Source organism: Pseudomonas azotoformans, assembly GCF_900103345.1.
In the GTDB taxonomy this organism is placed as follows: domain Bacteria; phylum Pseudomonadota; class Gammaproteobacteria; order Pseudomonadales; family Pseudomonadaceae; genus Aquipseudomonas; species Aquipseudomonas azotoformans.
The window spans coordinates 3,876,130-3,899,148 of the sequence record NZ_LT629702.1 but is presented as its reverse complement, the minus strand read 5'-3'; the positions used below and the strand labels follow the sequence as shown (position 1 = coordinate 3,899,148).

21 protein-coding genes are annotated in these 23,019 nt (G+C 61.7%); 13 read left to right on the top strand and 8 right to left on the bottom strand.

The annotated features are described in order from the left end of the window. Positions 1-79 precede the first annotated feature (79 nt). Genes BLR69_RS17545 through BLR69_RS17535 form a run of 3 tightly spaced genes read right to left on the bottom strand, consistent with a single transcriptional unit; the run spans position 80 to position 2,413 of the window. Positions 80-1,054 (bottom strand): hypothetical protein, encoded by a 975-nt coding sequence (locus BLR69_RS17545; RefSeq protein WP_071493644.1) that lies wholly within the window; start codon positions 1,052-1,054, stop codon positions 80-82. Next, positions 1,055-1,942 carry a KPN_02809 family neutral zinc metallopeptidase gene (gene ypfJ / locus BLR69_RS17540; protein WP_071493643.1) on the bottom strand — a complete coding sequence of 296 codons (888 nt, stop codon included), beginning with the start codon at positions 1,940-1,942 and terminating at the stop codon, positions 1,055-1,057. It lies immediately after the preceding gene. Positions 1,943-1,996: 54 nt separating this feature from the next. Continuing rightward, on the bottom strand, positions 1,997-2,413 hold the full coding sequence (locus BLR69_RS17535; RefSeq protein ID WP_071493642.1) for a membrane lipoprotein lipid attachment site-containing protein: 417 nt from the start codon (positions 2,411-2,413) through the stop codon (positions 1,997-1,999). A 199-nt stretch (positions 2,414-2,612) separates the two neighbouring features. Between BLR69_RS17535 and BLR69_RS17530 the strand changes: the two genes are divergently transcribed. Beyond that, a complete protein-coding gene (locus BLR69_RS17530; RefSeq protein ID WP_071493641.1) occupies positions 2,613-3,491 on the top strand; it encodes a DMT family transporter in 879 nt (292 codons plus the stop codon). Between the two features lie 13 nt (positions 3,492-3,504). Here BLR69_RS17530 and BLR69_RS17525 read toward each other — a convergent pair whose 3' ends face one another. Beyond that, a complete protein-coding gene (locus tag BLR69_RS17525) occupies positions 3,505-4,839 on the bottom strand; it encodes an MFS transporter (protein WP_071493640.1) in 1,335 nt (444 codons plus the stop codon). A 220-nt stretch (positions 4,840-5,059) separates the two neighbouring features. On the opposite strand from BLR69_RS17525, the gene quiC reads away from it, so the two are divergent. Next, a complete protein-coding gene (gene quiC, locus BLR69_RS17520) occupies positions 5,060-6,961 on the top strand; it encodes a 3-dehydroshikimate dehydratase QuiC (protein ID WP_071493639.1) in 1,902 nt (633 codons plus the stop codon). Between the two features lie 77 nt (positions 6,962-7,038). After that, entirely contained in the window at positions 7,039-7,680 is a 642-nt protein-coding gene (locus tag BLR69_RS17515) for a TetR/AcrR family transcriptional regulator (protein ID WP_033897904.1), read from the top strand. A gap of 77 nt (positions 7,681-7,757) precedes the next feature. On the opposite strand, the gene BLR69_RS17510 is transcribed toward BLR69_RS17515, so the two are convergent. Together BLR69_RS17510 and aroQ are read right to left on the bottom strand one after the other, a co-directional pair. Next, on the bottom strand, positions 7,758-8,606 hold the full coding sequence (locus BLR69_RS17510; protein WP_071493638.1) for a shikimate dehydrogenase: 849 nt from the start codon (positions 8,604-8,606) through the stop codon (positions 7,758-7,760). Continuing rightward, positions 8,603-9,052, bottom strand: a complete 450-nt coding sequence (gene aroQ, locus BLR69_RS17505; protein ID WP_010206717.1) for a type II 3-dehydroquinate dehydratase — start codon at positions 9,050-9,052, stop codon at positions 8,603-8,605. Before aroQ ends, BLR69_RS17510 begins: the two co-directional genes overlap by 4 nt. Before the next feature lie 207 nt (positions 9,053-9,259). Between aroQ and BLR69_RS17500 the strand changes: the two genes are divergently transcribed. The 9 genes from BLR69_RS17500 to BLR69_RS17460 all read left to right on the top strand — a co-directional run bounded on the left by BLR69_RS17500 (position 9,260) and on the right by BLR69_RS17460 (position 20,000). Next, the gene (locus tag BLR69_RS17500) at positions 9,260-9,781 is read left to right on the top strand and encodes an RNA polymerase sigma factor (protein WP_058427728.1); all 522 of its coding nucleotides are present in this window, start codon (positions 9,260-9,262) and stop codon (positions 9,779-9,781) included. A 63-nt stretch (positions 9,782-9,844) separates the two neighbouring features. Beyond that, positions 9,845-10,843 carry a FecR family protein gene (locus BLR69_RS17495; protein WP_071493637.1) on the top strand — a complete coding sequence of 333 codons (999 nt, stop codon included), beginning with the start codon at positions 9,845-9,847 and terminating at the stop codon, positions 10,841-10,843. Positions 10,844-11,075: 232 nt separating this feature from the next. Further along, positions 11,076-13,733, top strand: coding sequence for a TonB-dependent receptor (locus BLR69_RS17490; RefSeq protein ID WP_071493636.1), 2,658 nt, complete (start codon positions 11,076-11,078; stop codon positions 13,731-13,733). A gap of 81 nt (positions 13,734-13,814) precedes the next feature. After that, positions 13,815-14,435 carry a heme acquisition protein HasA gene (locus BLR69_RS17485; protein ID WP_071493635.1) on the top strand — a complete coding sequence of 207 codons (621 nt, stop codon included), beginning with the start codon at positions 13,815-13,817 and terminating at the stop codon, positions 14,433-14,435. A gap of 162 nt (positions 14,436-14,597) precedes the next feature. Next, a complete protein-coding gene (locus BLR69_RS17480; protein ID WP_071493634.1) occupies positions 14,598-16,334 on the top strand; it encodes a type I secretion system permease/ATPase in 1,737 nt (578 codons plus the stop codon). Continuing rightward, the gene (locus BLR69_RS17475) at positions 16,331-17,656 is read left to right on the top strand and encodes an HlyD family type I secretion periplasmic adaptor subunit (RefSeq protein WP_071493633.1); all 1,326 of its coding nucleotides are present in this window, start codon (positions 16,331-16,333) and stop codon (positions 17,654-17,656) included. The genes BLR69_RS17480 and BLR69_RS17475 overlap by 4 nt, the downstream gene beginning before the upstream one ends. Beyond that, positions 17,653-18,969 carry a TolC family outer membrane protein gene (locus tag BLR69_RS17470; RefSeq protein WP_071493632.1) on the top strand — a complete coding sequence of 439 codons (1,317 nt, stop codon included), beginning with the start codon at positions 17,653-17,655 and terminating at the stop codon, positions 18,967-18,969. Before BLR69_RS17475 ends, BLR69_RS17470 begins: the two co-directional genes overlap by 4 nt. 135 nt (positions 18,970-19,104) lie before the next feature. Continuing rightward, on the top strand, positions 19,105-19,533 hold the full coding sequence (locus BLR69_RS17465) for a DUF4160 domain-containing protein (RefSeq protein ID WP_071493631.1): 429 nt from the start codon (positions 19,105-19,107) through the stop codon (positions 19,531-19,533). After that, entirely contained in the window at positions 19,530-20,000 is a 471-nt protein-coding gene (locus tag BLR69_RS17460; protein ID WP_071493630.1) for a DUF2442 domain-containing protein, read from the top strand. Before BLR69_RS17465 ends, BLR69_RS17460 begins: the two co-directional genes overlap by 4 nt. On the opposite strand, the gene trmA is transcribed toward BLR69_RS17460, so the two are convergent. Then, on the bottom strand, positions 19,983-21,062 hold the full coding sequence (trmA, locus tag BLR69_RS17455) for a tRNA (uridine(54)-C5)-methyltransferase TrmA (RefSeq protein WP_071493629.1): 1,080 nt from the start codon (positions 21,060-21,062) through the stop codon (positions 19,983-19,985). The two genes, BLR69_RS17460 and trmA, sit on opposite strands and share 18 nt — an antisense overlap. Continuing rightward, positions 21,059-22,354, bottom strand: a complete 1,296-nt coding sequence (locus BLR69_RS17450; RefSeq protein WP_071493628.1) for an NCS2 family permease — start codon at positions 22,352-22,354, stop codon at positions 21,059-21,061. Before BLR69_RS17450 ends, trmA begins: the two co-directional genes overlap by 4 nt. Positions 22,355-22,527: 173 nt before the next feature. Between BLR69_RS17450 and BLR69_RS17445 the strand changes: the two genes are divergently transcribed. Then, a complete protein-coding gene (locus BLR69_RS17445; RefSeq protein ID WP_071489947.1) occupies positions 22,528-22,974 on the top strand; it encodes a DUF4879 domain-containing protein in 447 nt (148 codons plus the stop codon). Positions 22,975-23,019: the final 45 nt, after the last annotated feature.

The following is a 23,019-nucleotide window of genomic DNA, read 5'->3' as shown; positions in this document are numbered from 1 at the left end:
TTGCCCCCGATAGCGGTGTATAAATCAGCACATGTGTAGTTGGCAGACCGCAATCGGGGGGCAAGCCCCCTCCCACAGGTTATGGCGTGAACAGTACTTTCTGGCCCTCGGGCGACGTAAACATCCCATCCCCGTTATGCCCCACTCCCGGCACTTCCACCAGCGTGTGGCTCAACTGCGGATGCCGCTGCTTGAGGTAGTCAAAGTAGTTGTGCCCACGAATCAGGCGGTACGCGCCCTGGGTCTCGGCGGCGCAGCTTTTGTCCAGCGCCGGGTGGTTCGGGTCGGTGTCCTGCTGGCCCAGCAGGTAGGTGATATTGCGTGACACGTAAGCCTGCTCAAGCTGTTGGGCGCTCTGACCCTTGGCGTAGTCGGGCAGGTTGTGCAGGCCGTACTTCCAGTCGTTGAAGCCGGGGCAACTCGCGGTGTCGAACTTCACTGGGCGTTGTGGGGTGAAGTAGGCGTAGGACGAAGGGTTGGCCACCACGTAACGCAGGCTGATGCCTTCGGTTTGCAGCAGCGGGTGGTCGTGGCCGGTGAGGGCGAAGCGCTGCACCACCTGACCACCACCGGAATGACCAGCGACCACGATTTCTTTCAGCGCCGGGAACAGCTTGCGGTTGCCCAGGTGCTTGATGATCTGGTCGAGGGCGCCGTAGGAGCTGATGTGCCCCGGACTGGTGGAGGGCTCGCCGGCCATCCAGTCATTGCCGTTCCAGCGCAACACCTGGTTGTCCAGATGGTTGTGCTTCACGTCGGACTCATTGAGAAACTGCGGTGCAATCACCAGCGTGTTGGGGGCCTGGCCGGCGTGCTCGGCGGCGTCTTCAGCGCTTTGCAGGTAGGTCTGCGCATTGCGCAGGCGGCCATGCACGATGATCAGCGCGCGGGTGACCTGGGGCAGCGGCTGGCGCCAGTCCTGGCTCAAGCCCAGGCTGAGATCGCCGGCCTCCAGGTGGAAGCGATCGGGGCTGACTTCCTTGACGCCGTGTTCGGCGGCCCAGGTTGAACAGGTGACTAACAAGCCCAGCAGCAATCCCAATCGTTTATTCATTTAAAGGCTCTTGGCGGTAAACGTGTCGCATTGAGTGATCTGGCCCTGGGCGAAGCCGGTCTTGAACCAGCGAACCCGCTGTGCCGAGGTGCCGTGGGTAAACGAGTCCGGCACAACACGCCCCTGACCCTGTTGCTGCAGACGGTCATCGCCAATGGCGTTGGCCGCATTCAGTGCTTCTTCAATGTCGCCGGGCTCCAGCCAGTTGAGGCGCTTTTGCGCACGGTTGGCCCACACCCCAGCGAAGCAGTCGGCTTGCAGTTCCTGGCGTACCAGCAGGCCACCGTCGCCCTGCATCTGCCGGCCTTGCTGGCGTGCTGCCTGGATCTTCGCGGAGATACCCAGCAAGGTCTGCACGTGGTGCCCGACTTCGTGGGCGATCACGTAGGCTTGGGCGAAATCACCAGCGGCCTGGAAGCGCTGCGACATTTCCCGGAAGAAATCCAGGTCCAGGTACACCTGCTGGTCAGCCGGGCAATAGAACGGGCCGCTGGCCGAGGTGGCCCCTCCGCAGGCGGAATTGACCCGGCCGCGGAACAGAATCAGTTTCGGGTTCTTGTAGGCCAAGCCATTTTCCTGGAACACCTGGCCCCAGGTGTCTTCGGTATCGCCCAGGACAGCGCGGACAAAATCCGCCTGCTCATCGTTGGCCGGTGGCGCTTGGCGCGTCTGCGTGCTCACTGACGGTGCCTGCTCCATCTGGCCGGTCAATTGGCCGAGGAGCTGCATCGGGTCCTGGCCGGTCAGCCAGCCGATGCCGACGATCAGCACGATGGCCGTGAGGCTCAGGCCCTTGCCGCCCCCAAAGCGCATACCGCCCCCACCGCCGCCGCTGTCATCGCGGGCGTCGACCACGTTGTCGCTGCGTCGGCCTTTTTTCCATAGCATGGGGCAATCCTCTTTGATGAACGGTCCTACAGGGATGTGGGTTGAGTATGGCCGTTATTGGCGGCAATACCCTTCGCCAGTATCGACGATCAGGCAATCCTTTTTATCCGCCAACCATTTCAAACCGGTGGCTTCGCCGTCGCCGGCGCTCAGTTGCTGCGGGCCGTCCGGACGGGTAAAGGCGATGCCGTCTTCGTTGGCTTCACCTTTGAAGGTGCCGGAGTCGTCCTCATCAAGGCCGTATTTCATGGTCAGGATGTAGTGACCCCGGCCGATGCTGTCGTCCTTGGCGATGGTGAGGTTGAGGCCTTCGACGCCGATCCACTTGCCGACCCATTTGTCGGTGGGCGGTGTCGCCGGCACCAGGGTGGCTTGTACGGACGCCGGAGCGGGCTTGGGGGCTGGCTTCTCTTCCTTGTTACACGCAGTGAGCAGGGCAAGGGTAGACAGAACAAAGACAGTTTTTTTCATAGCAGCAAGGCCTTGGTTAAAAAATGTGCGACACGGCGATCAACGTGCAGCGTTGGACTCGAATCCCGTGATTTAGTGCGCTGTTCGCACAGTGTTTGGTTATGCTCTGGGGGCAGGCGCAGGACCGGCTGCTAGATTACCGGGTTGAGTGCTACCTCGCTTAGACCTCAGCGTTCAGCTCGCCACGCAAGAGAATCCGATGACCGTCAGTACTCCCCTTTCCGGCGTCAACCACCCCTTAAAAGGCATTTTGCTGATTGTACTGGCGACGTTCCTGTTCTCCAGCCATGACGCCTTGTCCAAATACCTGGCCGGGTTTTATCCGATCGTGATGGTGGTGTGGGCGCGATACCTGGTGCACACCTTGTTGATGGCCGGCATCTTCCTGCCGCAATCGGGTCTGCGCGTATTGCGCAGCAAGCGGCCGGGGATGCAGGTGGTGCGGGCGCTGTGTCTATTGGGTACGAGCTTGTTTTTCACCGCGGCGCTGCATTACATCCCGCTGGCGGAGGCCACGGCGGTGAACTTCCTCGCACCGATCCTGGTGACGGCGCTCTCGGTACCGTTGCTGGGCGAGCAGGTGACGCGCGGCCAGTGGTTGGCGGTGATCTGTGGCTTTGTCGGTGTGCTGATCATCATCCACCCCGGTGGTGAGCTGTTTACCCCGGCGGTGTTACTGCCGCTGTGTTCAGCGCTGTTTTTTTGCTTCTACCAATTGCTCACGCGCATTCTCAGCCAATATGACACGCCTACCACCAGCAACTTCTTCGCCGGCTTGTGCAATACCTTGTTGGTGAGTGCGATGGTGCCTTTCTTCTGGCAGGTCCCGACGCTGTGGCATGGCGTGTTGATGCTGGCGCTGGGCACTTGCGGGATGATCGCGCACTTGTTTCTTACCCAGGCGTTCCGCGTGGCGGCGCCGGCCTTGCTGGCGCCGTTCGGCTATTGCCAGATCGTGTTCGCGGGGTTATTGGGCTGGCTGGTGTTCAATCACGCCCCGGACCTGACCACGGTGGTCGGTATCGGGGTGATCTGCATGAGCGGGCTGGCCGCTGCCTGGCAGCAGCGGCGCCGGTAGCTGAGACGATAGATCAAACGTCTACGGTCGGGATCTTGCGCGGTGCCATGAAGTACATCCAGGTCAGCGCAATGAAGTACATCGCCGGGATCAGGGTGAACAACACGGTGTAGTTGTTGTTCGTGACCGTGAGGATGTGGCCGACGATCTGGGTCATGAACATGCCGCCGATGGCCGCGCACATGCCACCAAAACCGAACACCGTGCTCATCATGTGCTTGGGCGTGTAGTCCATCACCAGGCTCCAGATGTTGGCGGTCCAGGCCTGGTGCGCGCCAATCGCCAGGGAGATGGCAAACACCGCGACCCACAACTGGCTGGAGCCGGCAGCCATGATCACGCCGACGATGCAGCAGGCAAACAGCAGCATCGACAGCAACCGCGCCTTGATCGAATTCATGCCTCGGCCGATCAGGAACGACGACAGAATCCCTCCGCCCACGCTGCCGAAGTCGGCGGTCAGGTAGATGATGATCAGCGGGATACCCATCTGGGTCACGTTGATGCCCAGGTTGTATTGCTGGTTCAGGAACGGCGGCAGCCAGTACAGGTAGAACCAGAACACCGGCGCGGTCAGCGAGTAGGCGAGGGCGAAGGCCCAGGTGCCGCGCATGCGCAGGATGCGGCTGAAGGGCACGCGGGGTTGTTCTGGTTCGACTTCCTGCTGCACGTAGTCCAGTTCGGACTGTTTAACGGTGGGATGGTCTTCCGGGTTGAAGTATTTCAAGCCCCAGAACAGTAGCCAGATCCCGCCGAGCGCCGACATGCACAGGAACGCCGCCTGCCAGCCCCACACGTGCAGGATCAACGGCAGCAGCATCGGCGTCATCATCGCGCCAACGTTGGTGCCGGCGTTGAAGATACCGGTGGCCACTGCCCGTTCGCCGGCCGGGAACCACAGGCGTGTGGTCTTGACACAGGCCGGGTAGTTGGCGGCTTCGGTCAGCCCGAGAATGAAACGACAGACCATGAAGCCCACCGCCGAGGTGGCCAGGCCGTGGGCGCCGGTGGCCAGGCTCCACAACAGGACCGCGCAAAAAAACACGCGTTTCACGCCGACCCGGTCGATCAAGCGACCCTGCAGCACAAAGCCGATGGCGTAGCCGACCTGGAACCAGAAGTTGATGTTGGCGTAGTCCATCGCCGTCCAGCTCATCTCCTTGGCGAGGATAGGCTGCATCACGCCCAATGCGGCGCGGTCGATGTAGTTGAGGGTGGTGGCGAAGAACACCAGGGCCAACATGCCCCAGCGCGTTTTACCCACGGCCAGGGCGCCGCGGATCTTGTCGCCGATGCCGGCGTGCGGGGTGCCCGGGCGGTCGGCCAGGACGGAGTTTTGCAGAGGCATGAGGTCGTACCCGTTTTTTGAAATTTTTATGGTGTGTTCTGGGTCTTGTTACTGAATCGATGGTGCGCAGTGGCTAAAAAATCGTCAATTCGCCAAAACGGCTTTGTGTTCGATAATCGCACCAAAAACTAACCGGTTCGTACATTTTAATTGCTGTGAACAGTTTAGCGGCCAATAATTTGCCGTAAATAAGACGCGCCTTAAATGCCGGGAGTCGCCCATGCAACGCTCTATTGCCACCGTTTCCTTGAGCGGAACCCTGCCGGAGAAACTCGAAGCCATCGCGGCGGCCGGGTTCGACGGTGTAGAAATCTTCGAAAACGACCTGTTGTATTACGACGGTAGCCCCCGCGAAGTTAGGCAAATGTGTGCCGACCTGGGCATTGCCATCACCTTGTTCCAACCGTTTCGTGACTTCGAAGGTTGCCGCCGTGACCGCCTGGCCCGCAACCTGGAACGCGCCGAACGCAAATTCGACTTGATGCAGGAACTGGGCACCGATCTGGTGCTGGTGTGCAGCAATGCCTCGGCTGACTGTGTGGGCGACGAGCGCATTTTGCTCGATGACCTCAGCCTGCTCGCCGAACACGCCGGCCGTCGTGGCTTGCGCATCGGTTATGAAGCGCTGGCCTGGGGCAAGCATGTGAACACCTGGCAACAGGTGTGGAACCTGGTACGTCAGGTCGATCATCCGAGCCTTGGCGTATTGCTCGACAGCTTCCACACCCTGTCCCTCAAGGGCGACCCGAGCGCGATTGCCGAGATCCCCGGCGACAAGATTTTCTTCGTGCAAATGGCTGACGCGCCGATCCTGGCCATGGACGTGTTGGAGTGGAGTCGGCATTTCCGCTGCTTCCCCGGCCAAGGCGAATTCGACCTGGCGGGCTTCCTCGCGCCGATCATCAAGAGCGGCTACACCGGGCCATTGTCCCTGGAAATTTTCAACGACGGCTTCCGCGCCGCGCCCACTCGTGCGAATGCGGCGGATGGCCTGCGCTCCCTGCTGTACCTGGAGGAGAAAACCCGCGAACGCCTGAAACAGCAAGCACCGGCGCAACCGGTGGAGATTCTGTTTGATACCCCTGCTGCCAGCGAATACGACGGCATCGAGTTCCTCGAATTCGCCGTGGACGAGAGCCTTGGCGCCAAGCTGACCCATTGGCTGGAACGCCTGGGTTTCGTCAAGGCCGGGCAGCATCGCTCCAAGAGCGTGAGCTTGTTGCGCCAGGGCGATATCAACCTGATCCTCAACTGTGAACCCTATTCGTTTGCCCACAACTTTTTCGAAGCCCATGGACCGTCGTTGTGCGCCACCGCGATTCGGGTCAAGGACAGCGCCAAGGCCCTGGAGCGGGCGGTGGCGTACAAGGGGCAACCGTATCGTGGCCTGGTCGGGCCGAATGAGCTGGAGCTGGCGGCGGTGCGTGCGCCGGATGGCAGCCTGATCTACTTGGTGGACCCCAGCGAAGGCGCGCTATACGACACTGACTTCAACCTGCAGCCCGCAGCGTCGTCCAGCGGCGGCTTGCTGCGCATCGACCACATGGCCATGGCCTTGCCGGCTGATAGCCTCGACAGCTGGGTGCTGTTCTACAAGAGCCTGCTGGATTTCGAAGCCGATGACGAAGTGGTGCTGCCCGACCCTTATGGCTTGGTGAAAAGCCGCGCGCTGCGCAGCCGTTGCAGCTCGATCCGCCTGCCGCTGAACATTTCCGAGAACCGCAACACCGCGATTTCCCACGCGCTGTCGAGCTATCGCGGCTCGGGCGTGCACCACATTGCGTTCGACTGTGCGGACATTTTCGCCGAAGTGCGCCGCGCCAAAGAGGCCGGGGTGCCGCTGCTGGATATCCCGCTCAACTATTACGACGACCTGGCGGCGCGTTTCGATTTCGACGATGAGTTCCTCAGTGAGCTGGCGTACTACAACGTGCTGTACGACCGCGACGCCCAGGGCGGTGAGTTGTTTCATGTGTACACCGAACCCTTCGAAGGGCGGTTTTTCTTCGAGATCATCCAGCGCAAGAACGGTTATGCCGGCTACGGCGCGGCCAACGTGGCGGTGCGCCTGGCGGCCATGGCCAAATCGCGCAGCGGCGCGGTGCGCCAGGCGCGTTTATAACGGCGGTTGCGGTGCTTCCTTCGGCGCCCATCGCGGCCCATAATCACGGCCTGCATAACACTGGCCGTGAGCGCACCATGACCACCGAGGCACCTCGCAAGAGTCGTAAGAACAATCCGGAAAAGACCCGCGAAAACATACTCCAGGAAGCCATCGTCGAGTTTGTCCAGCAGGGCCTTTCCGGCGCTCGCGTGGACGCGATCGCCGAGCGCATCCACACCTCCAAGCGCATGATCTATTACTACTTCGGCAGCAAGGAGCAGTTGTACGTCGAGGTGCTGGAGAAACTCTACGGCGACATCCGCAATACCGAGACCCGCATGAACCTGACGGCCCTGGAACCGCGTGAAGCGATCCGGCGGCTGGTGGAGTTCACCTTTGATCACCATGACCAGAACGTGGATTTCGTGCGCATTGTCAGCATCGAAAATATCCACAATGCCGAGTATGTGAAGCGCACAGACACCATCAAGGCGATGAACAGCAAGATCCTTGAAGGGCTGGGGGAAACCTTGCGCCGTGGTGCCGAACTGGGCTTGTTCCGCGAAGGGCTGGAGCCGCTGGACGTGCACCTGCTGATCAACTCGTTCAGCTTTTACCGGGTGTCCAACCGCCACACCTTCAGTGAGATTTTTCAGATCGACCTGTCGGATGAGGCGGTTAAACAGCGGCATAGGGACATGATTTGTGATTCGGTGATGCGTTACCTCCAGGCCTGAAGTCTCAGGTTGGAATGCATTCAAAATGTGGGAGGGGGCTTGCCCCCTCCCACATTTGGATTTTTATTCCTACTCAGTCAGGTATTCATGCTTTGGAAATGCGCCAGCATGCGCTGCGCATCCGGCATTTCCCCACTGAATAGCTCAAACGCCTTCACTGCCTGAAACACCGCCATGTTGCCGCCATCCAGGGTGCGGCAACCCAAGGCACGGGCATCGTGCAGCAGTTCGGTTTCCAGCGGGAAATACACGATTTCCGCCACCCACAGTTCCGCCCGTAAAAAGGCGGCGGGCACCGGTGTGCCGGGAAGCTTGGCCATGCCCATCGGCGTGGTGTTCACCAGGCCATCGGCTTCGGCCACGGCGTTTTTTACGTTATTGCCCACTTGGGCGCGGCCCGGCCCGAAACGCAGCGTGAGGTTATCCACAAGGTCGCGGGCGCGGGCGGGGTCCACGTCGAAAATACTCAACTGTTGCACCCCCTCGGCCAGCAGCGCATGGGCTACCGCCGCACCCGCGCCGCCGGCGCCCATCTGCACCACGTGTTGGCGGGCGACGTCACTCAAGTTGCGCCGAAACCCTTCGGCAAATCCCAGGCAATCGGTGTTGTGGCCGATGCGTTTGCCGTCCTTGAACACCACCGTATTGACCGCGCCAATACCGCGGGCCTCGTCGGATAATTCATCGAGCAATGGCAGGACCGCCTGCTTGCACGGGTAGGTAATGTTCAGCCCGGTAAAGCCCATGAGTTCGGCGGCGCGCAGTAGATCGGGCAGGGCGTCGATGTCCAGGTGCCGGGGTTCAAGGTCGATCAGGCGGTACAGGTAGCGCAGGCCTTGGGCATCGCCTTCGTGTTCATGCAGCGCGGGCGTACGAGAGGCCTGGATACCGGCGCCGATCAGGCCGGCGAGAATGCGCGGTTTCATCGGGCTGACCCTTTGAGCAACTGGCTGAAGTGTTCCAGCGCCAAGTGGTAGCCGTGGCTGCCGAACCCTGCGAGCACGGCCTTCGCGATGGGTGACACAAAGGAGTGATGACGGAACGCTTCGCGGGCATGCACGTTGGAGAGATGCACTTCGATCACCGGCACTTCACTGGCCACCAGCGCATCACGAATCGCTACCGAGGTGTGGGTCCAGGCCGCCGGGTTGATCACGATACCGGCGCAGCGGGCGCGGGCGCCGTGGATCCAGTCGAGCAGTTCGCCTTCGTGGTTGGTCTGGCGGAATTCGATTTTCAGGCCCAGTTGTTCAGCGCTGCGGCCGCACAAGGCAGCAACATCAGCCAGGGTTTCATGGCCGTAAGTAGCGGGCTCGCGGGTGCCGAGCAGGTTGAGGTTGGGGCCGTTGAGCACCAGCACGATAGGCGGCATGGGGCGTCTCTCCACAGTTATTGTTCGTTATGGAGATAAAATGTACTGATTGGTTAATTTGGTCAATTGATCAGTGCGGATGTGTTCGATTACCGAACTGTTAATCAGGCCTGTCATACCGCCGGATCAGATTAGATATCAATTGAAAATCATTCTCGACAACGCTTAAGATGCCCGCCTGTTTCCTTAACATTCCAGGGAGTCGGTTTGTCGGACGTGGATCTCAAAGGCCTGTTTCTCAAGCACGCCGATACCTTGCGCGGGTATCTGGCGCGCAAGGTACGGGACCCGCAGTTGGCCGCAGACCTGGTGCAGGAGAGCTTCCTGCGCCTGGCCGAAAAGCCGGCCGGCGAGCGCATCGACAACTCCCAGGGCTATCTCTATCGAACGGCGAGCAATCTGCTGATCGACCATATTCGCCAGGAAGCGCGGCGTAAGACTGACTCCGTGCCCCACGAGGCGCTGGCCGAGATTGAAGATGACGTGGCCGGGTTGGAGGCTCAGGCAATGGCGCAGCAACAGCGACAGGCATTGAAGCAGGCACTGGCGGAGTTGCCGGAACGCACCCAGCAGATTTTCCGCCTCAACCGCATCGAAGGCATGACCCACGCCCAGGTCGCCCGGCACCTGGACATCTCTGACAGCTCCGTCCAAAAGCATCTGGCCAAAGCATTGGCCTACGTGATGCAGCGCTTGCAGGAAGGCGAGAGGGCGCCATCCGACGAATGAATTACCGAAAAAAGTCCGTTCACTCGTCACAGCGTTATATAACGAAAAATTCGAGATTCACACGTGAATAGCCAGGGTCCGCAACAGCACAGCATTACCGAGGCGGCCGCCGAGTGGGCGGTGCGCTTGCACGCCGGTGCCCTGACCGAACAGGAGCAGGCCGAGTTGCGGCATTGGATCGCCTGCGACAGCCGCCACGAAGCGGCATTGCGCTTTGCCGAACAGACCTGGGCGGCATTGGGCGACGTGTACAAGGAACCGCCGGTGAACCGCCAGCGCCCGCCAGCGGCGACGCTGCCTGTGCGCCGGGCCAAGCGGCGCCGGCCATGGCAACGTGCGGCGGCCGTCGCGCTGGTCGTGGTGGTGGCCGGTGTCGGCTGGATGCGCGGGCCGGACGTGTTGCTGCGCATGCAAGCGGACTACATCACCGAAAAAGGCGAAGTGCGCACCGTGCACCTGGCCGATGGCAGCAAGGTCGAGCTGGATTCCGGCAGTGCCATCCGCCTGGATTACGACGGTGTGCAACGCCGTATCAGCCTGCTGCAAGGCTCGGCGATCTTTGATGTGGCACCGAGGGTGGGCGAAGAAACCCGACCGTTCGTGGTGCAGAGCGCCGGCGGGCAGACGCGGGCGCTGGGCACGCGGTTTGTGGTGGAGCGCGAGGGCGACAGCCAGGCGTGGACCGGCGTGTTGGAGCACAGTGTCGAGGTCACGCTGCAAGCTGTCCCGAAAAAAGGTCCGGCCGACAGAGTGGTCAAGGAAGGCCAGGCCGTACGCTACAGCACTCAGGAAGGCATCGTGCCTTTGGATCAGCTCGACGTAGCGCGCGCCACCAGTTGGCGACGCGGTGTGTTGATTTTTGATCGCCAGCCGTTGGCCAAAGTCATCGAACAGCTCAACCGCTACCGCCCCGGGCGCGTGGTGTTGACCGACTCGGCATTGGGCGATCGCGAAGTCAGCGGCGTGTTCCGCCTCGACATGCTCGACACCGCCTTCGACACGCTCACCCAGGAACTGCAAGTGCAACGCTTGGACCTGGCAGGCCTCAGCCTGATCTATTGATCCCTCCCCTGTAGGAGCGAGCTTGCTCGCGAAAAACGTCAACGATAACGCGTGCATTCAGGTTGAGCGCGTCGTCTATGCGCGCTTCGCGAGCAAGCTCGCTCCTACAGGTTTATTGGCCTTCTGAAAAAACTTTCAAAAAAACCTTACTGACTTCCTGCGCGTCGCACGTCTTGCTAGGTGAGAAGCATTCGCATAAACAAGAAAGCGCTCAGCGCAGGGAACCACAGAAATGTCAGCACTCAACAAGGGGCGTATCACCGCAAGCCGGTTAGCCCTGGCCATCCACTTGGGCCTGTTCGCCGCAGTCGCTCCAGTATTCGCTGCTCAGTCTCAGGCGAATGCGGCGCAACCTGCGGTGCTGATGCTGGATATCCCCGCGCAACCCCTGGGCAGTGCCGTGCTGGCATTCGCCGACCAGGCCGGCCTGCAAGTGCTGTTCGACAGCCAGCGCCTGGCCGGTTTGCAGAGCACGGCCGTGAAGGGACAATACAGCGTGCAGGAAGGTCTGGCGCGTCTGCTGGGGAATGCGCCAGTGGAGTATCGCTTCAATGGCGAGCGCCAAGTCACCCTGACCCGCGTGGAGCAGAGCGGCGCCGCGTTGGCGCTGGCGACCACCACGATTACCGGCCTGAACCCCAACGACTGGGTGTATTCATCGCCACGCTCGGTGAGTGTGGTCGGTCGCGAACAACTGGACCGCAACCCGCCACGGCATGCCGCGGAAATGCTCGAAGAGGCGCCGGGCGTCTACTCGGCGGTCAGCCAGCAAGACCCTGGCCTGTCGGTGAACATTCGCGGTATCCAGGACTATGGCCGGGTCAACATGTCGGTGGACGGCATGCGCCAGAACTACCAGCAAAGTGGTCACCAGCAACGTAATGGCACGCTGTATGTCGACCCGGAATTGCTGTCGGAAGTTGTGATCGAGAAGGGCGCTACTTCGACGATGGGTGGCGCTGGGGTGATCGGCGGGGTGGCCAATTTTCGCACCGTGGAAGCCGCCGACCTGCTCAAGGGCGGCAAGGAAATCGGTGGGCGCATCCGTTTGACCACCGGGTTGGGCGGGCGCAGCAACGGCACGCATTTTATCGGCAGTTCGGCGTTTGCCGTGGGCACCGATGTGTGGGACATGCTGGTGGCCGCCAGTGAGCGTCACCTCGGTGACTACAAACCCGGCACCCGGGGCAGCATCGGCGAGTTGCGCACCGGCAGTTCCTTCCTGCCGGCCAGTGAAGACCGGATCAAGAATTCCACTGTCGAGTACACCGGCTCGGTGATGCGTTCGCGCCTGCTCAAGCTGGGTCTGAACCTGCCGGTGGATCAGCGCCTGCAACTGAGCTACCTGACCACCGAAGTCGACTACGACGACGTCAACATGATGACCGCCGAAAAAGCCCAGCTCTGGGAGAAACTCGGCAGCAGCAACGTCACGGCGCAGAACTTCGCGTTGGACTACAGCTACACGCCGGACAACCCGCTGATCGATTTCAAGGCCAAGCTCTACTACGTCGACACCCGCAATGACCAGACCACGCTGACCCGTGGCAGCAGCAAGGGCTACGACGTCACCTATCAGACCAACACCTATGGTGTGCAGGCGCAGAATATTTCGACCGTTGCCTTGAGCGAGCTGTCGGTGATCAAGGCCAACTACGGCCTGGAGTTTTTCTACGACAAGGTCCGGCCGGACTCCAACCAGATGGTGGCTGCCGATTCGGCGGTGACGGCCTCGGCGGCGGAAAGCATCACGCCCAAAGGTGATCGGGCAATGGGCAGCTTGTTCGCGCGCCTGGACTACGACTACGACAACTGGCTGAACCTCAATGCCGGGTTGCGTTATGACCGTTATCGGCTGCGCGGCGAAACCGGGCTGAACACGCGCACCTTCATCATCGGCACCACGCGACAAATCGGCCTGCCCATGACCTATGACGTGGATCGGGAAGAGGGGCATTTCTCGCCGACCTTCGGCCTGTCGGTCAAGCCCGGCGTGGATTGGTTGCAACTGTTCGCCACTTACGGCAAGGGCTGGCGCCCGCCGGCAGTCACTGAAAGCCTGGTCAGCGGCCGGCCCCACGGCGGCGGTTCGGAGTCGATTCTGCCCAACCCCTACTTGAAACCTGAAAAGTCCACGGCGTGGGAGGTCGGCTTCAATGTGCTCAAGGAAGACTTGTTGTTCGCCGACGACCGTGTGGGCATGAAGGTGTCCTACTTCAACACCCGCGTCGATGACTTTTCCTACATGGCCCTGGGCGTGCAGCCGCCCGGTTATGGCATCGCCAATATTGGCAACGCGGCTTACGTCAACAACCTGGAGACCACACGTTTTCGTGGCCTCGAATACCAGTTGGATTACGACGCGGGTTTTGCCTACGGCCAGGTCAACTACACGCGCATGCTTGGCAGCAACAAGTTCTGCAGCAAGACCGCATGGCTGGGGGGCGTTACCAAGACCCAGAAACGCCCCGGCAACCGGACACCGGTGGACGCGATGGTGCCGGACGACCTAGCCAATGGCGCCGTGGGTTGCAACGCCATCCTCGGATCTTCCGAGCACATGCCAATGGATCGTGGCACCGCGACGCTGGGGGCGCGTTTCTTCGAGCGCACGTTGGATGTGGGGGTTCGCGCCCGTTACAGCGCCGGCTACTACGTGAAAGGCGGCGTTGGCGTGACCACTTCACAGACGGGCGTCTACCCCGCCGACTGGAAGCCTTACACCGTCTATGACCTGTACAGCAGCTACCGCGCTACCGACCAATTGACCTTGCGCCTGGCCATGGAAAACGTCACCGACCGCGCCTACCTGGTGCCCCTGGGCGATGTGCTCGCCTTCACCCTGGGCCGTGGGCGAACCCTGCAGGGCACCGTTGAATATCAGTTCTGACCGATTTTGCCCAGTGACGGGCAAAACCACAGCAGGCACCGGCTTGCTGCGGAGTTATCACCCCATGACTTGGAGTTTTGCATGAGCATTTCTATTTCATACAGCACGAGCTACGCCACGAACACCGTTGCCCAGTACCTGAGCGACTGGTCGGCTTACTTTGGTGACCTGAACCACCGTGAAGGGTCGGTCAAAGAGGGTGTGAACACCGGTGGTTTCAATCCTGGGCCGTTCGACGGCACCCAATATGGCGTATCGAGCACTGCCAGCGATGCCGCAGTAGTGGCCGAGGGCAGCCTGCATTACACCCTGTTCAATCCGCCTTCGCATACGCTGTGGGGTTCGCTCGACTCACTGACCTTTGGCGACACCCTCGCCGGTGGCGCAGCCAGCGGTGGCTACACCGTCGCCAGCCAGGAAGTCAGCTTCACCAACCTGGGCCTGTCGAGCCTGCAGTCCGAAGGCCGCGACGGCCAGGTGCACAAAATTGTCTACGGCCTGATGAGCGGTGACAGCTCGGCATTGGTCTCGGCGATCGATGCCCTGCTCAAGGACATCGACCCAAGCCTGTCGGTCAACTCGACGTTCGACCAGCTGGCGGCTGCCGGTGTGGCACATCTGGATTCGGCTGCGGTTGCAGCCTCCGATGTGGCCCTGGTGGGTGTGCAGGACGTGCCTCAGGACTTCGCCCTGGCCGCTTAAGCAAAAAAGCGAATGGAAGATCGCTCTCCCATTCGCCGCATGACACACCGCCGTCGCCCAAGCCTTCTATTTCTTCAGCGACGGCGGTGCCGAATTCTGCGCAGCGTCGTACAGCCTGTCAACGCGACGGCGCTGCCCGCTCAACCCTTTGAGAATCCCCAGATGCGCCACGCCGGCAACGAAACCCTGGCCGCCCTCACGGCCTATAAAAGTGGCTTCCTCAACATCGGCCTGTTCTCGGCGGTGATCAACCTGCTGATGATCGCTCCGGCGCTGTACATGCTGCAGGTGTACGACCGGGTGCTGGCCTCGGGCAATCAGATGACCCTGCTCATGCTGACGCTGATGATCCTCGGCCTGTTCGGCCTGATGGGCGCGTTGGAGTGGGTGCGCAGCCAGGTGGTGATCCGCCTCGGCACGCAGATGGACATGCGCTTGAACCAGCGGGTGTACGACGCCGCCTTCGAAGCGCAACTCAAGGGCGGCACCCAGGCGGCCGGCCAGGCGCTGCATGACCTGACCACCCTGCGGCAGTTCGCCACCGGCCAGGCGTTGTTCGCGTTCTTCGATGCGCCGTGGTTTCCGGTGTACCTGTTGGTGATCTTCCTGTTTCACCCCTGGCTTGGGCTGTTGGCACTGGTCGGCGCAGTGCTGTTGATTGTACTGGCGTGGGTCAACCATCACGTCAGCCAGGCGCCGATGGCCCTGGCCAGCCAGCTGTCGATCAGCGCCAGCCAACAGGCCACGGCCAACCTGCGCAATGCCGACACCATTGAAGCCATGGGCATGCTCGCCACGTTGCGCGCGCGTTGGTTCGGCCAGCACCAGGCGTTCCTGGCACAACAGAACCTGGCCAGTGAAAAGACCGCGACCGTCACCGCCTGGTCCAAGGGCGTGCGCCTGGCGTTGCAGTCGCTGGTTCTGGGGCTGGGTGCCTTGCTCGCGGTGCAGGGCGCCATCACGCCGGGGATGATGATTGCCGGTTCGATCCTCATGGGCCGCGTGCTCAGCCCGATCGACCAGTTGATCGGCGTGTGGAAGCAGTGGGGCTCGGCGCGCCTGGCGTTTGAGCGTTTGTCACAGATGCTGGAGGCCAACCCGGCACGGCTCGAACGCATGAGCCTGCCGGTACCCAAGGGCCAACTGAGCGTCGAGCAAATCAGCGCCTGTGCCCCCGGCAGCCGTCGACCGGCGCTGGCCAATTTGGGCTTCAGCCTGGCGGCGGGCGAGGTGCTGGGGGTGATCGGGCCGTCGGGCTGCGGCAAGTCCACCCTGGCGCGGATACTGGTGGGCGCCTGGGCACCCTTGGCCGGCAAGGTGCGTCTGGACGGTGCCGACCTGGCCCTGTGGGACAAGCAGCAACTGGGCCCGCACATCGGCTACCTGCCGCAGGACATCCAGTTGTTCGCCGGCAGCATCGCGCAAAACATTGCACGGTTTGCCGAGGTCGAGGCGGACAAAGTGCTTGCCGCCGCGCAAATGGCCGGCGTGCATGAGCTGATTCTGCAACTGCCCCTGGGCTACGACACTCCATTGGGGGAGGGTGGTGCTGGATTGTCCGGTGGCCAGAAACAGCGGGTCGCCCTGGCGCGTGCGCTGTACGGCCTGCCTGCGTTGATCGTGCTGGACGAGCCCAACGCCAACCTCGATGAAGTCGGCGAACAAGCCCTGCTCCAAGCCATCGCCCAGCTCAAGCAACAGCGCCGCACGGTGATCCTGATCACCCATAAGCCCAACGTGCTGACCCTGACGGACCAGTTGCTGATCCTCAAGGACGGTCAGTTGCAGGCCTTCGGGCCGACGGCGCGGGTGCTGGAGGCACGGCAGAAACCGGCAGCGAGCAAGCCGGTGTCGACCCTGAGCATGAGTTACCGCCTCGGTGAAGGAAAACCGGCATGAACCAGAGCAAACCCGTGCTGATCAGTGATGCGCCGAACAATGTGCTGACGCTGGATGATAAAAAATATTCACGTTTGGGTTGGCTGTTGGTGCTCGGCGGCTTTGCCGGCTTCCTTGGCTGGGCGGCGTTGGCGCCACTGGACAAAGGCGTGGCGGTGCCGGGCAAGGTCATGGTTTCGGGTCATCGCAAGACGGTGCAGCATCCGGCCGGGGGGATCGTGGAACGTATCGACGTGCGCGACGGTGATGTGGTCAGCGCCGGCCAGGTCCTGCTGCGCTTGAAGGAAACCCCCTTGCGCGGGCAGATGCAGTCCCTGCGCAGCCAGTACCTGGCGTCCCTGGCCAGCGAAGCGCGTTTAAGTGCCGAAAGCGAAGGGCTGGCGGCGATCACCTTCGGCCCGGAACTGCTCAACGATCCTGAGGCGACCGGCACGCTGAGCCTGCAACGGCAACTGTTCCATAGCCGTGCCCAGGCACTCGCCACCGAGCAACAAGGCCTGCGCGAAACCATCGCCGGCGCCGAGGCGCAGTTGCGTGGCACGCGGGATTCGCAGGCAAGCAAAGTCCAGCAACGGGCCGCGTTGAATGAGCAACTGCAAGGCCTGCGCGAGTTGGCGCGTGACGGTTATATCCCGCGCAACCGCCTGCTCGACAGCGAGCGCCTGTATTCCCAGATCGATGGCGCCATCGCCGAAGACTACGGCCGCATCGGCCAGTTGCAGCGCCAGGTGATGGAACTGCGCCTGCGCATCCGCCAGCTTGGCGAAGACTTCCAGAAAGACCTGCGCGGCCAGCTGGCCGAGACCCGCACCCGCAGCGACGACCTGCGCAATCGCCTGGCTTCGGCCGAGTTCGAACTGGCCAACAGTCTGGTGCGAGCGCCGGCATCCGGGGTGGTGGTGGGCTTGGACGTGTACACCGAAGGTGGCGTGATCAAGCCCGGCCAGGCGTTGATGGACATCGTGCCCCAGGGCGAGCCCTTGTTGGTGGAGGCGCGGGTGCCGGTGCAGATGGTCGACAAAGTGCATCCGGGCTTGCCGGTGGAGTTGATGTTCTCGGCGTTCAACCAATCCACCACGCCACGGGTGGCCGGTGAGGTGACGCTGGTCTCTGCCGACCGCCAGGTCGATGAGCGCACCGACGAGCCGTATTACACGCTGCGCGCCCAGGTCAGCGCGGCGGGCATGCAGCAACTGGACGGCGTGCTGATCCGCCCGGGCATGCCGGTGGAAACCTTCGTCAAGACCGGTGAGCGCTCGATGCTCAACTACCTGTTCAAACCCCTGATGGATCGCACCCACATGGCGCTGGTGGAAGAATGAAGGCGCTGTTGTTTACCTTGTGTTTGGGTTGCACCTCGGCGGCGCACGCCTTGGGTTTGCTGGAGGCCTACGACTTGGCCCTGCGCAATGATCCGACCTTCCAGGCAGCCATCCAGGAGCGTGAGGGCGGTGAAGAAAATCGTGCGATCGGTCGTGCGGCGTTGTTGCCCAATTTATCGTGGAGCTATAACAATTCGCGCAATGAATCCGAAGTGACGGCGGGGGATGTCAAAAGCGACCGTGATTACCGCAGTTATGCCTCGACCCTGACCTTGCAGCAACCGCTGCTGGATTACGAAGCCTACGCGCGCTTTCGCCAGGGCACCGCCCAGGCCTTGATGGCTGATGAACGCTTTCGTGGCAAGAGCCAGGAACTGGCGGTGCGGGTGCTCAATGCCTACAGCCAGGCGTTGCTGGCCCAGGAGCGTATCGAGCTGAGCCGCGCGCAGAAACGTGCGTATGCCGAGCGCCTGCAACTCAATGATCGCCTGCTCAAAGGCGGCGAAGGCACCCGTACCGATGTGCTGGAAACCCAGGCGCGCCTGAGCTTGGCGCAGGCCGAAGAGATCGAATCCCAGGATACCCAGGACAGTGCCCTGCGTGAGTTGGAGGCCATCGTCGGCCAACCGTTGCAGATCGAAGAGCTGGCGCCGCTGACCCGTCAATTCGACATCCCGCCCCTGGAGCCCAACCGCTTCGAGACCTGGCGCGAACTGGCCATGGCCAACAACCCGGAGCTTAAATCCCAGCACCACGCATTGGACGTGGCCTCCTATGAAGTGGAGCGCAAGCGCGCCGGGCACCTGCCCAAGGTCAGCCTGTACGCCACCAGCCGCCAGACCAACTCCGACTCGGAAAGCAGCTACAACCAGAAGTACGACACCAACACGGTCGGCATCCAGGTCAGCCTGCCGCTGTTCGCGGGCGGCGGCGTGTCGGCCTCCACGCGTCAGGCAGCCAACCAACTGTCCCAGGCCCAATACGAACTGGACGCGCAAACCTCGGCCACGCTGGTGGAGTTGCGCAAGCAGTTCAACCTCAATACCAGCGGCGCGGCCAAGGTGCGCGCCTATGAAATGGCGGTCAGCTCTGCCACGGCGTTGGTTGCTGCGACGAAAAAGAGTGTTGCCGGTGGTGAGCGGGTCAACCTCGACGTGCTCGACGCCGAGCAACAACTGTTCACTGCCCGCCGCGACCTGGCGAATGCGCGGCATGCGTATCTGCTGGCGAGGATTCAGTTGAAGTATTACGCGGGGTTGCTGAGCGAGCAGGATCTGCAGGCGTTGGCGGAGTATTTCCAGCCCTCGGCATGAGTGGTTACAACCCGGCCTTCGCCGGGTTTTTTCTGCTTACTAGTCTGTGAAACAGCTTCGTGTAGATGAAGCCGGTTGTCGGGTGGCAGGGGAAAATTGTTACCTGGCGGAAAATAACCTAACGGATGGGTTACGATGAGAGTAGGCGCTTACAAGGGATATGTGATTTCGGTGTTCATCAGGGATGAGCATTGCCCGCCCCATGTGCATGTGCGGGGCAAGGAATGGGATGCGCGTTTTCGTTTCAGTTCTCTGGATGGGGACGTGGAGTTGTGGGACGTAGAGCCTGAGCGGCGGCAGCCACCCATGGCGGTTTTGAAAGAAATACGCGGGGCGATCATGCAGCGGCACTACTTGGCACGGGCACGCAGGATCTGGTGGGAATACCTGCAAACGGTCTGCCTGGAGAATCATTCCTGGGATTGGGAGGCCCGCGAGGTGTTGCCTGGGCTGATCATTCAGCCTGGAGTTTATGTGATCGCGCGTGCCCGGCACGATGTCGTGGGGCAGAAAACAATTTTGAATCTGGTCAGGGCACCGGGTTTTGTGGAGATTGAACTATGAAGCAAATCGTAAAAGCCAAAGTTGTACCCTATAAACCGCTCACTGAGGCCGATGTAGAAAAGGCGATAGCCCGAGGGCGCAAGACGCGGCACCTTTATGCCCGCGCCAGTTCTGTGCGTTATGAAGACAACTGCCTTTCCATCGGCTTCAGCGACGGCAGCCGCGTTGTACTGCCGGTGGCTGGCCTGCCCGAGTTCGCGGGGTTTTCCCTGGAGGACTTTGAGCAACTGGAAGTCGGCTTTGGCGGAAAGGCGCTGTGCTGTGAGGCCCAAGACCTGGACGTTTCGATCACTGGCCTGATTGCCACCAGCAAACCCCTGATGGACCTGGCGATCAGCCTGGTTGCTTCGCGCAACGGTCGCAAAAGCAGCGCCGCCAAAGCCGCCGCCGCCCGCGCCAATGGCAAGAAGGGCGGACGGCCGCGCAAGAAGCAGCCGGAGGACGCCGAGTTACCGCCGAGTCAATAACACCCCGGATTCCATATGGTGCGTCCACGGAAACTGGTCAAACATCGCGCATTTCGTAATCGTGTGCGTGTCATGCAGTTGCGCAATGTTCGCCGCCAACGTCTCCGGGTTGCAGGAGATGTAGAGGACGTTGTCGAAGCGCCGGGTCAGTTCGCAGGTGTCCGGGTCCATGCCGGCGCGCGGCGGGTCGACGAACACGCTGCCGAACTCGTAGCGCTTCAGGTCGATGCCGTGCAGGCGACGGAATGGGCGCACTTCGTTGAGTGCTTCGGTGAGCTCTTCGGCGGAGAGGCGCACCAGGGTGACGTTACCCACCGCGTTTTCATCAAGGTTGCTCAGCGCCGCATTCACTGAGGTCTTGCTGATCTCGGTGGCCAGCACGTTGCGCACGCGCGTCGCCAGGGGCAGGGTGAAGTTGCCGTTGCCGCAGTACAGTTCCAGCAGATCATCCGGGCGATCGCCCAGGGCTTCATAGGCCCAGTTGAGCATCTTCTGGTTCACCGTGCCGTTGGGCTGGGTGAAGGCACCTTCGGGCTGGCGGTAGCTGAAGGTACGGCCGCCGACTTCAAGCTTTTCCACCACGTAGTCATGGCCGATCACATCGCGCTTGCCCTTGGAGCGGCCGATGATGCTGACATTCAAGTCGGCAGCCAGCTGGTTTGCGGCGGTGTGCCAGTGCTCGTCCAGCGGGCGGTGATAGCACAGGGTGATCATCGCATCGCCAGCCAGGGTGGTGAGGAACTCCACCTGGAACAGCTTGTGGCTCAGGGCGGCGCTGGCTTGCCAGGCGGCCTTGAGCTGCGGCATCAACTGGTTGATGCGCTGGCTGGCGATGGGGAACTCATCGATCAGGATCGGCGTGCGCTTGTCGTCCTGGGAGAACATCGCATAGTGGCGCTCACCACCTTCGCGCCACAGGCGGAACTCCGCGCGCAGGCGGAAATGCTGCAGCGGCGAGTCGAAGACCTGCGGCTCGGGCGCGTCGAACGGTGCCAACAGGTCACGCAAGCGCGTGACCTTGTCGTGCAGTTGAGCGGTGTAGCGTGCGGCGTCAAAAGTCATGCGTTGAACCAGCCCAGCTTGATCACAAACAGAATCGACAGAATCACCAGCGCCGGGTTCAGCTCACGGTAGCGGCCCGAAAGCAGCTTGATGGCGGTCCAGGCGATGAAACCGAAGGCGATGCCGTTGGCGATGGAGTAGGTGAAAGGCATCGCCAGGGCGGTGATCACCACCGGCGCTGCAACGGTAATGTCGTCCCAGTCGATTTCGGCCAGGCCCTGGGTCATCAGCACCGCCACGAACAGCAGGGCCGGCGCGGTGGCGAAGGCTGGGACGCTGGCGGCCAGTGGCGAGAAGAACAACGCCAGCAGGAACAGGATCGCGACCACGATGGCAGTCAAGCCGGTACGGCCACCGGCGCTCACGCCCGCAGCCGATTCGATGTAGCTGGTGGTGGTCGAGGTGCCGAGCAGGGAACCGGCCATGGCGGCGGTACTGTCGGCGATCAGCGCACGGCCCATTTTCGGCATGTGGCCATCCTTGCCCATCAGGCCGGCACGCTTGGCCACGCCGATCAGGGTGCCGGAGTTATCGAACAGGTCGACGAACAGGAAGGCGAAGATCACGCTGACCAGGCCGATATCCAGCGCGCCCTTGATATCCAGCTGCAGGAAGGTCGGGGCCAGGGATGGCGGCATCGACGTCACGCCGCCAAAAGGCGTGACGCCCAGCAGGATGGAAACAATGGTCACCGCCAGGATGCCGATCAACACCGCGCCGCGCACGGCCAAGGCTTCCAGGGCAACGATCAGCACGAAACCGAGGGTGGCGAGAATCGGTGCCGGTTGTTTCAAGTCGCCCAGGCCCACCATGGTGGCCGGGTTGCTGACCACGATCCCGGCGTTGTGCAGGGCGATCAAGGCCAGGAACAGGCCGATACCGGCGGCAATCGCCGAGCGCAGGGGCAGGGGGATGGCGTTGATGATCCATTCACGGATACGGAAGATCGACAGCAGGAAGAACAACACCGCCGAAATAAACACCGCACCCAGCGCCACCTGCCAGGTGTGGCCCATGTGCAGCACCACGGTGTAGGTGAAGAAGGCATTGAGGCCCATGCCCGGCGCGAGGGCGATCGGGTAGTTGGCGATCAGGCCCATCACGGTCGAACCGATGGCGGCCGCCAGGCAGGTCGCGACGAACACCGCGCCCTTGTCCATGCCGGTCTCGCCGAGGATGCTCGGGTTCACGAACAGGATGTAGGCCATGGCCAGGAATGTCGTGATGCCCGCGAGGATCTCGGTGCGCACGTTGGTGTTGTGTGCCTTGAGTTGAAACAGCTTTTCCAGCATGCCTGCTCCCTGTGACGCTCTGTGGCGTCGTGATTTGTTGACCTCTAAGTCAAAGCACAAACTGCGCCAAGCGCCTTTGGTTTCAGAGAGGATCGGAAAAAGCGGCGCATCATACCAGCAGCCGAGGCCTTGAGGCATACTGCGCCGACGTTTAAACGAAGGTCATCTGCAACATGAAAAACGCCAGCCCGTGGAGTCTAGCCCTGATCCCCTGTATCAGCCTGTTGCTCGGCGCAGCACCGGCCTGGGGCGCGACTGCACCGCCGTTGAGCGAAGTGAGGGTGTTCAAGGTTGAATCGGCGGCGTGCACGGAAACCATCCCGGAGCGCGCACAAAGCACGCAGATGTGCACGCACCGTGGGCCTACGAAAGTGTCAGTCATGGAAGTCGGCCTGGGCAACAACCCCATGGGCCGCTTTGATGGCGCAGAGCTCAATGGGCAGCGCACGGCGGTCTGCCAGGTGGGCAACATCAGCGAGGCCTGCAATGGGGCCGGTACGCTGATGGGCTACATCTATGTGTTCGACCTGAACGTGGAGGCCCAGGGCTGGTTCCAATACAGCAATTCCTCGATCAACCCTCCGCAGAACACCCTGACCACGCTGCTCAATATCCGCTGATCAATCACCTTGAACGCTCATTACCCCGGGAAGTCGTACCCCTGA

Bases quoted from the DNA above. Each gene is read 5' to 3' on its own strand.
- BLR69_RS17545 (WP_071493644.1), bottom strand. From the start codon at position 1,054: ATGAATAAACGATTGGGATTGCTGCTGGGCTTGTTAGTCACCTGTTCA.
- ypfJ (WP_071493643.1), bottom strand. From the start codon at position 1,942: ATGCTATGGAAAAAAGGCCGACGCAGCGACAACGTGGTCGACGCCCGC.
- BLR69_RS17535 (WP_071493642.1), bottom strand. From the start codon at position 2,413: ATGAAAAAAACTGTCTTTGTTCTGTCTACCCTTGCCCTGCTCACTGCG.
- BLR69_RS17530 (WP_071493641.1), top strand. From the start codon at position 2,613: ATGACCGTCAGTACTCCCCTTTCCGGCGTCAACCACCCCTTAAAAGGC.
- BLR69_RS17525 (WP_071493640.1), bottom strand. From the start codon at position 4,839: ATGCCTCTGCAAAACTCCGTCCTGGCCGACCGCCCGGGCACCCCGCAC.
- quiC (WP_071493639.1), top strand. From the start codon at position 5,060: ATGCAACGCTCTATTGCCACCGTTTCCTTGAGCGGAACCCTGCCGGAG.
- BLR69_RS17515 (WP_033897904.1), top strand. From the start codon at position 7,039: ATGACCACCGAGGCACCTCGCAAGAGTCGTAAGAACAATCCGGAAAAG.
- BLR69_RS17510 (WP_071493638.1), bottom strand. From the start codon at position 8,606: ATGAAACCGCGCATTCTCGCCGGCCTGATCGGCGCCGGTATCCAGGCC.
- aroQ (WP_010206717.1), bottom strand. From the start codon at position 9,052: ATGCCGCCTATCGTGCTGGTGCTCAACGGCCCCAACCTCAACCTGCTC.
- BLR69_RS17490 (WP_071493636.1), top strand. From the start codon at position 11,076: ATGTCAGCACTCAACAAGGGGCGTATCACCGCAAGCCGGTTAGCCCTG.
- BLR69_RS17485 (WP_071493635.1), top strand. From the start codon at position 13,815: ATGAGCATTTCTATTTCATACAGCACGAGCTACGCCACGAACACCGTT.
- BLR69_RS17480 (WP_071493634.1), top strand. From the start codon at position 14,598: ATGCGCCACGCCGGCAACGAAACCCTGGCCGCCCTCACGGCCTATAAA.
- BLR69_RS17475 (WP_071493633.1), top strand. From the start codon at position 16,331: ATGAACCAGAGCAAACCCGTGCTGATCAGTGATGCGCCGAACAATGTG.
- BLR69_RS17470 (WP_071493632.1), top strand. From the start codon at position 17,653: ATGAAGGCGCTGTTGTTTACCTTGTGTTTGGGTTGCACCTCGGCGGCG.
- BLR69_RS17465 (WP_071493631.1), top strand. From the start codon at position 19,105: ATGAGAGTAGGCGCTTACAAGGGATATGTGATTTCGGTGTTCATCAGG.
- BLR69_RS17460 (WP_071493630.1), top strand. From the start codon at position 19,530: ATGAAGCAAATCGTAAAAGCCAAAGTTGTACCCTATAAACCGCTCACT.
- trmA (WP_071493629.1), bottom strand. From the start codon at position 21,062: ATGACTTTTGACGCCGCACGCTACACCGCTCAACTGCACGACAAGGTC.
- BLR69_RS17450 (WP_071493628.1), bottom strand. From the start codon at position 22,354: ATGCTGGAAAAGCTGTTTCAACTCAAGGCACACAACACCAACGTGCGC.
- BLR69_RS17445 (WP_071489947.1), top strand. From the start codon at position 22,528: ATGAAAAACGCCAGCCCGTGGAGTCTAGCCCTGATCCCCTGTATCAGC.